Annotated in this window: 6 protein-coding genes; 2 read left to right on the plus strand and 4 right to left on the minus strand. The window is 61.9% G+C overall.

Annotated elements, in window-relative coordinates; all coding sequences use genetic code 11:
* Positions 1-98: 98 nt before the first annotated feature.
* The 3 genes from QRN50_RS06245 to QRN50_RS06255 all read right to left on the minus strand — a co-directional run bounded on the left by QRN50_RS06245 (position 99) and on the right by QRN50_RS06255 (position 4,652).
* Positions 99-1,436 (minus strand): MFS transporter, encoded by a 1,338-nt coding sequence (locus QRN50_RS06245; RefSeq protein ID WP_011267168.1) that lies wholly within the window; start codon positions 1,434-1,436, stop codon positions 99-101.
* A 147-nt stretch (positions 1,437-1,583) separates the two neighbouring features.
* Complete coding sequence (locus tag QRN50_RS06250) at positions 1,584-2,528, minus strand: 1-aminocyclopropane-1-carboxylate deaminase/D-cysteine desulfhydrase (protein ID WP_096127070.1); 945 nt, start codon at positions 2,526-2,528, stop codon at positions 1,584-1,586.
* 84 nt (positions 2,529-2,612) lie between these two features.
* A complete protein-coding gene (locus QRN50_RS06255; RefSeq protein ID WP_011267166.1) occupies positions 2,613-4,652 on the minus strand; it encodes an NADPH-dependent 2,4-dienoyl-CoA reductase in 2,040 nt (679 codons plus the stop codon).
* A gap of 207 nt (positions 4,653-4,859) precedes the next feature.
* Between QRN50_RS06255 and QRN50_RS06260 the strand changes: the two genes are divergently transcribed.
* Positions 4,860-5,993, plus strand: coding sequence for a carbon-nitrogen hydrolase family protein (locus QRN50_RS06260; protein ID WP_032656536.1), 1,134 nt, complete (start codon positions 4,860-4,862; stop codon positions 5,991-5,993).
* A 2-nt stretch (positions 5,994-5,995) separates the two neighbouring features.
* Positions 5,996-7,036 carry an AraC family transcriptional regulator gene (locus QRN50_RS06265; protein ID WP_024650822.1) on the plus strand — a complete coding sequence of 347 codons (1,041 nt, stop codon included), beginning with the start codon at positions 5,996-5,998 and terminating at the stop codon, positions 7,034-7,036.
* Between the two features lie 6 nt (positions 7,037-7,042).
* Here the strand turns inward: QRN50_RS06265 and QRN50_RS06270 are convergent, their stop codons facing one another.
* On the minus strand, positions 7,043-7,276 hold the full coding sequence (locus QRN50_RS06270; protein WP_225650612.1) for a hypothetical protein: 234 nt from the start codon (positions 7,274-7,276) through the stop codon (positions 7,043-7,045).
* Positions 7,277-7,688: the final 412 nt, after the last annotated feature.

The raw sequence follows: 7,688 nt of genomic DNA on the forward strand, positions 1-7,688 counted from the left end.
ACTATCGTTCCAACGCTCCGCGTGGGAATGCAGTTCGTGACGCTCTGCGTCACACAGCGCTCTGCGATGCGAGCCATGTTCGTTTCCGGCCTCTGCCCTCAGGCAATGGACCCCACCACCGGTTCCTCGCCTGTAACAGGTACATCATGCAACGATATTTTCGAGGTTTCCGGCAGGGCCATGCCGCCGGCCATTGCCAGTGCTGCCACGGCGATGAGGTAGAACGCGGGCGACAGGTTGCTGCCGGTCATGCTGATCAGCCAGGTTGCCATCAGCGGCGCGGTGCCGCCGAACAGGGTGTAGGCCATGTTGTAGGTGATCGCCGAGGCGGTGTAGCGGGTACGGGTGGGAAAGGTTTCCGACAGCAGTGCGGCTGTTACCACGCCACACAGCACTGCGCCCACGGCGAGCAGCATGACGCCGATGATCGAGGCGATGAACGAGCCGGAGCTGGCCATCAGGAATGATGGAACCACCACGACCATCAACAGAATGCAGGCCGTTGCCATGGTGACCCGGCGCCCTACCCGATCCGAATAGGCACCGGCCAGTGGGCAGAGGGCGGCGGCGAAGGCCAGCGCGATCAACGAGACCAGCAGCGCCGTTGCCCTGCTCAGTCCACCGGCCACTTGCAGGTAGGTCGCGAAGTAGGTGGTGAACATGTAGAACGACAACGCCGTCAGTGACACGAATGCGCCCAGACAGCACATCGCCGCGGCGTGATGGCGCAAGGTATCCTTGAGCGGCGAGTGAGCCACGGCGTGTTCTTGAGCAACCGCCTGAAACGCCGGGGTTTCATCGAGCTTCCAGCGCAGGTACAGCCCGACCAGCCCCAGCGGCGCAGCAATCAGAAACGGCAGACGCCAGCCCCAGTTGCCCATGGCCTCGGTCGACAGCAACGACTCAAGCGCGTAGGCCACTACTGCTGCGGCAGCGAATGCGGAGAACGTCGAGACCGGAACGAAGCTGCCGTACCAGGCACGTTGCGTGCGCGGCGCGTGCTCCATGAGGTACGCGCAGGCACCGGCATACTCGCCGCCGGCCGAGAAACCCTGCGCACAGCGAATGATGGTCAGCAGCACCGGTGCCATCACACCGATCGCGGCATAGGTCGGCAACAGGCCGATCAGTGTGGTGGCGCCGGCCATCAGCAGGATGGTCATGGCCAGGGTTTTCTTGCGCCCGATCCGGTCACCCAGCATGCCGAAGAAAATCCCGCCCAGCGGTCTGAATGCAAAGGCCACGGCGAACACGGCAAAGGTTTTCAACAACGCTGCACTGCTGTCGCCGCTGGGGAAAAACTGCAGCGCGATCGTCGTCGCCAGAAATCCATAGACGGCAAAATCGAACCACTCGACGAAGTTGCCGATGGCCGCAGCGACGATGACTTTTTTCAGCGTGGCAGGGTCGACTTGCTCTACGGTAGTAGTGGTCATGGCGGGCCTCGGCGTGTTGATCTGGAATGGATCGATTATCGAGACAGCGACCCGGATGCCCCTCTCCAGAAGTGTCATCCACGTAGTCAGGGCCGACGTCTCGCATCGTTCTGCGCAGAATTCATGCCAAAGGCTCTGCCACGTGGCTTACAGGCCCATCGCACGCCGCCCCTGAAGGCCGCCGGTGTGGACGAAGACCAGCCGGGTGCCGGGCGCGAAACGACCGGCCAGCACTTCATCATGCAGGGCCAGCAACGCCTTGCCGGTGTACAGCGGCTCCAGAGGTACACCGCTCTGTGCCTCGCTGTCGGCAATGAAACCGAGCAGCGCCGCGTCGGTTCTGGCGAAACCGCCGCGGCTGGCATCGAGCAGAACACAAGTGGGTGGCAGGCGCGACGCGACATCGGTTTGCGCACCGGCCGCCTCATTCAGCACCGCGATGATGTTTTGTGCGACCCCGTGATCCTCGGGCACAGCCATCGCCCCATACACCGGACGAGCGCCCGCCTCTGCCAATAGCAAGCCGGCCAGCGTGGTGCCGGTGCCTGCCGCCAGCCACCATCCGTGGTAATCGTCCCAGCCCAGGTGCCCGAGCTGCGCGTCGAGCATTGCCCGCAACCGACCGCAACCCAATGCACCGGCAAGCCCGCCACCGCCTTCGGCAATCGGATAAAGACCGGGATAACGGGCCTGCCACGGCGACCAGAAGCCCGCAGCATGCCGCTCACGATAGCCGGCATAACCCAGCCAGTGCAGTTGCATGCCGAAAGCCTGCAGATCGAGCACCGTCGGCGTCTGCTGGGCATGACCGCGCAACAGGCCGACCGTCGGGAAACCGAAGCGTTTGCCTGCAGCGGCCAGGGCATGCAGATGATTGGAATGTGCGCCGCCGAGGCTGATCAACCCCTCGGCACCCGAATCAACGGCCAGACTGAGGTGCTCGCTGAGCTTGAACCATTTGTTACCGCTGATCAGCGCGTCGATAAGGTCCAGGCGCAGGATCGCAACCTCGACCCCGGCGTCTTGCAGCCAAGGCAGGTTCAAGCGTTCCAGGGGAGCAGTGGGTTGCCAGCCGAGGGCGTCGAGCATCATGCGCCGCAGTTTACAGACAAGCCGTTTCAGGGTCTTCGCCGGTCAGCAGGCTGCGTTGCAAAACCCTTGATCAGGCATTGTCTGTCACAGGGTGGCGGCCAGCCGTGAGCCCTGGTCGATGGCCCGCTTGGCGTCCAGCTCTGCGGCAACATCCGCGCCGCCAATCAGGTGCACGCTTTGCCCGGCGTTGAGCAGATCGTCATACAGCTCACGCAACGGGTCCTGCCCGGCACAGATCACTACGTTATCCACCGCCAGCAGCTTTTCCTCGCCGTCTTCGCCGATGCGAATATGCAGCCCTGCATCGTCGATTTTCAGGTACTGAACGGCATTGAGCATCTGCACCTGTTTGTTCTTGAGCCCCGTGCGGTGAATCCAGCCGGTGGTTTTGCCCAGGCCGTCGCCCACCTTGGAGCTCTTGCGCTGCAACAGAAACACCTGGCGTGCCGGCGCGTGGACTTCGGGTTTGACCCCGGCGACACCGCCGCGAGCCTGCAACGTCATATCGATGCCCCACTCTTTCCAGAAAGCCTCGCGATCCAGACTGGTGGCCACGCCCTGATGCACGAGAAATTCCGACACATCGAAACCGATACCACCCGCGCCTATCACCGCCACGCGGCGTCCGACCGGCTTGCGCTGCAATATGACGTCCAGATAGCTCAACACCATGGGGTTATCGATGCCGGGGATGGCCGGTGTGCGCGGCGCGATGCCGGTCGCCAGAATCACCTCGTCAAAGCCTGCGTCCAGCAGGTCTGCAGCCTTTACCCGATTGCCAAGACGTAACTGAACACCCGTCTCCTGCACTTTGTTGCGGAAGTAACGCAGCGTTTCGGCGAACTCCTCCTTGCCCGGCACGCGCTTGGCGATATTGAACTGGCCGCCGATTTCGCTGGCCGAATCGAACAGCGTCACCTCATGCCCGCGCTGTGCGGCGACGGTCGCCGCGGCCAGACCGGCAGGCCCGGCACCCACTACGGCAATTTTCCTGATCTGCAGGGTGGGCAGGTAATTGAGCTCGGTCTCGTGGCAGGCACGCGGATTGACCAGACAGCTGGTCAGCTTGCCGCCGAAGGTGTGGTCGAGGCAGGCCTGGTTGCAGCCGATGCAGGTGTTGATGCGTTCGGCATGGCCCGCAGCGGCCTTGTTGACGAACTCGGGATCGGCCAGAAACGGACGAGCCATCGAGACCATGTCTGCATCACCTTCGCTGAGAATGCGCTCGGCAACTTCCGGGGTATTGATCCGGTTGGTGGTAATCAGCGGGATGCTAACCGAGCCGCGCAGTTTCGCAGTGACCTTACTGAATGCGGCGCGCGGCACCTTGGTGGCGATGGTCGGAATGCGCGCTTCATGCCAGCCGATGCCGGTGTTGATCAGGGTTGCACCGGCCTGCTCGACCGCCTTGGCCAGCTCGACGATTTCTTCCCAACTGCTGCCGCCTTCCACAAGATCGAGCATCGACAGGCGAAAGATGATGATGAACTGCGCCCCGACCGCCTCACGCACGCGCCTGACGATCTCGACCGCCAGCCGCATGCGGTTTTCATAGCTGCCGCCCCAACGGTCGGTCCGGTGGTTGGTATGCGCGGCCAGGAACTGATTGATGAAATAGCCTTCCGAGCCCATGATTTCGACACCGTCATAACCGGCACTGCGGGCCAGTGTCGAGCAGGTCACGAAATCAGCGATCTGCTTTTCGATGCCCTCTTCATCCAGTTCTCGCGGCGTAAACGGGTTGATCGGCGCCTGAATGGCGCTGGGCGCGACCTGCTTGCGGCTGTAGGCGTAGCGACCGGCATGGAGGATCTGCAGGCAGATCTTGCCGCCAGCGTCGTGGACCGCCTGGGTCACGATACGATGGCGCTCCGCTTCTTTGGCGTTGGTGAGTTTTGCCGCGCCGTCATACACCCCGCCCTCTTCGTTGGGCGCGATGCCGCCGGTGACCATCAGCCCGACCCCGCCACGGGCGCGTTCGGCAAAATAGGTCGCCATGCGCTCGAAGCCGCCCGGCCGCTCTTCGAGACCGGTGTGCATCGAGCCCATCAGGGTGCGGTTGCGCAAGGTCGTGAAGCCCAGGTCCAGCGGGGCCAGCAGGTGCGGATAATGAGCAGCAGTCATGGCGAAGCTCCATCGAGTCAATCACGGAATAGCAAGGACCTCTGCGGGTCCTCTGGTTCATGGGCACCAGTAAAGACGCATCCCGCCACACACTCAATGACCGAAAGTGACAAGTTATTGATCCAAACGCGCAGTGGCACTTGGCAAGCGCCTGACGCCGCCCTACCCTAGTCGACAATTTCCCGATGGCCGTCATTCGATCTTTTTATGCGCAAATTCTTCGCCATCTGCCTGGTTCTGCTGAGCGTTGCCAGCCTCGTCAGCTACGCGATCTGGACCGATCAACGTCCGGCGGGTCACTACCTGTCCGATCTGCGCATTCGTCTGGCCATCAATGAAGGCCAGCCCGGTGAGCGCGGCAACCTGCTGGGGATCGAGCCCGAGCTGTTTCCGACTGATTACCAGAACACCGAGCGACTGCACCGCAAGCTCGCCGCTTATTTGCAACAGGCCCGTGACAAGGGGCTGATCAACTCACGCACGGTGGTGGTACTGCCGGAACATATCGGCACCTGGCTGTTCGCCAGTGGCGAGAAGGATCAGCTCTATCAAGCCGCCACGCTGGATGACGCCATGGAATGGCTGTCGTGGAGCAATCCGTTGCAATTTATCACGGCGATCCTGGGGGCCGAAGGCAGGGACCGTCTGGATGACGCCCACCTGCGGATCAAGGCCCGATCGATGGCGCGGGACTATCAGACACTGTTTGGCGGCCTGGCCAGAGAGTTCGGCGTCACACTGGTGGCAGGCTCGATTGTGCTGCCCGATCCCAGCGTTGAAGATGGCCAGCTGAAGGTCGGCAGTGGCGCGCTGTATAACAGCAGCCTGACGTTTGGCAGCGATGGGCTGCCGCTCGGTCAGCCGCAGCGTCAGTTGTACCCCGAGCGCTATCAGAAGCGTTATGTGCGCACGGCAAGCGACGCACCGTTGAATGTGATCGACACCCCGGCCGGGCGCTTGGGTGTGCTGATCGGCAGCGACAGCTGGTACCCGGATAATTACGCGCGCCTGAACCAGAACGGTGCGCAACTGATTGCAGTGCCGGCCTTCGTCATCGGCAAGGCCGCCTGGTCCGAACCGTGGCGCAAGCCAAGGCATACAGACATCGACGTGCCGACCGACACGCCCAGCGAGGGCGAAGCCTGGCATCACCTGACGTTGACCGGGCGTGTTCCGCAAAGCACTGCGCAAGCCGGGATCAGCGTGTTCATGCGCGGGCAGTTCTGGAATCAGGGCGTGGCCGGGCAAAGTTTTGCCAGCCACGCTGGGCAGACGATCGCCGAGCCGCAGCAGGAAAATGCTGCCGCTGGCGGTGCGCGCCTGATCAACCTCTGGCTTTGACGATGCCGACCCTGACCCTGCGCCTGGGTGATCTGTCAGTGGGTTTCATCCAGAGCCTGAGCGATGCGGTCAACAGTTTCGACAGGAACCCTGACGCGCTGCTGGAGCAGTACGGTCTTGACCCGATTCGCCTGAGCCAGGCGCGGGCGCGGCTGTCGATCCCGCGCTACATGCGCCTGGGACACGCTGCCATCCAGCTGACCGGCCAGCCCGGGCTGGGCTTGCGCATGGGCCAGCTGAGTCGTTTCGCGCAGGCAGGTCTGGCCGGTATCACCGCGGCCCAGGCACCCAACGTGCGCGAGGCGGCGCGCACCCTGATCCGCTTTGAACCCTTGTATGGCTCCAATTATCGCGGTCAGTCGAGCTTCCATGAGGACGCGGGCGGCGCCTGGATGCGCTTCTATTCAATCAGCCCCTATAACGCTTACAACAGGTTTGTGGTGGACTCGATTTTAGCTGGCTGGCTGGCTCAGCTTTCCACGCTGGCAGGCACCGAACTGCGCGCACAACGCGTCGAGATCGAATTCGAAGCGCCTGACTATGCCGCGCAATACGCCGTACTGAGTGATAACCCGGTGGTGTTTGGCGCGGCGACCAACCAACTGCGTCTGGACCAGACCAGCCTGGCATTGCGCAACCCCGACCATTGCCCAAGCACCTGGCGGCACCTGTTGCAGTTGTGCGAAAGCGAACTGGAACAACAGACCCGCACCCGCAGCCTGCGTGAACGCATCATTCAATTGCTGGGGCCGTTATTGAACGGCGGAAGTGAACCGGATCTGGAGGAAGTGGCAGCAAGGCTCAAACTGCCGACCTGGACGCTGCGTCGCAAGCTGGCCGAGGAAGGTACCTGCTTTCGCGCAGTGCTCAATGGCACGCGGCGCGACCTGGCAATGACGTACATTCGCGACACTGAACTGGCGTTCGGGGAGATCGCCTACCTGCTGGGATTCGCTTCTGCCGAAGCCTTTCAACGCGCCTTCAAACGCTGGAACGGGCAGACTCCGGGAGAGTTCCGCCGCAGCCAGCGTCAAAGCGCATGAAGCCGTTCACAGTTCGGTAGCGTCGTCGGCAGGCTCTACCGGGTCCAGTTCCGATGCACGGTATTCGAGTAGTTCTTCCTGGTATTCGTCCATTTCTTCGTCCTCTTGGCTGAGTGAGTGGGGGTGATAATCAAAGCTGAAATAACTGACCGCAAGATCAACATTAAAGTGCCAATGTGAAATAAAAATGTTGATTCCTGTCAAACAGACGAAAAAGACCGTGGTCGATTCAGTATTCACGTCACCCCCGTAGCTGACGGGCGCTATTGACTTGCATGCCAGTGTCGACCTAACCTCCTGCTCATGAACCTCATCAAGCACAACCTCGGCCAGATTATTACCGTCATTCCAGTCATGGCGGGTTAGCCGACGTTTGCCAAAAACCCGCCCTGGAGGCGGGTTTCTTCTGTCTCCCGGGCAACAATTGCCGAATCAGGAGTCAGACATGATCGCCATCCCTCGCTCTATCGCCCTTCTCGCTTCTCTGGACCTGATTATCGGTCTGCCGCGCGCGTTCGCCGGGTATCCAGGCACGACGTATGAAGAGGCGATGCGATGAGCCAGGCCCCGCACGCTCTGCTCAACTATTACGCGCGCAAAATCCTCACCTCGCGCGTCTACGACGTTGCCATCGAAACGCCGCTGCAAGGCG

The organism is Pseudomonas sp. MEJ108 (assembly GCF_030208985.1).
GTDB classification, from domain to species: domain Bacteria; phylum Pseudomonadota; class Gammaproteobacteria; order Pseudomonadales; family Pseudomonadaceae; genus Aquipseudomonas; species Aquipseudomonas fragariae.

Excerpts from the sequence above, each read along its gene's own strand:
- QRN50_RS06265 (WP_024650822.1), top strand. The coding sequence starts at position 5,996 with ATGCCGACCCTGACCCTGCGCCTGGGTGATCTGTCAGTGGGTTTCATC.
- QRN50_RS06255 (WP_011267166.1), bottom strand. The coding sequence starts at position 4,652 with ATGACTGCTGCTCATTATCCGCACCTGCTGGCCCCGCTGGACCTGGGC.
- QRN50_RS06245 (WP_011267168.1), bottom strand. The coding sequence starts at position 1,436 with ATGACCACTACTACCGTAGAGCAAGTCGACCCTGCCACGCTGAAAAAA.
- QRN50_RS06250 (WP_096127070.1), bottom strand. The coding sequence starts at position 2,528 with ATGATGCTCGACGCCCTCGGCTGGCAACCCACTGCTCCCCTGGAACGC.
- QRN50_RS06260 (WP_032656536.1), top strand. The coding sequence starts at position 4,860 with ATGCGCAAATTCTTCGCCATCTGCCTGGTTCTGCTGAGCGTTGCCAGC.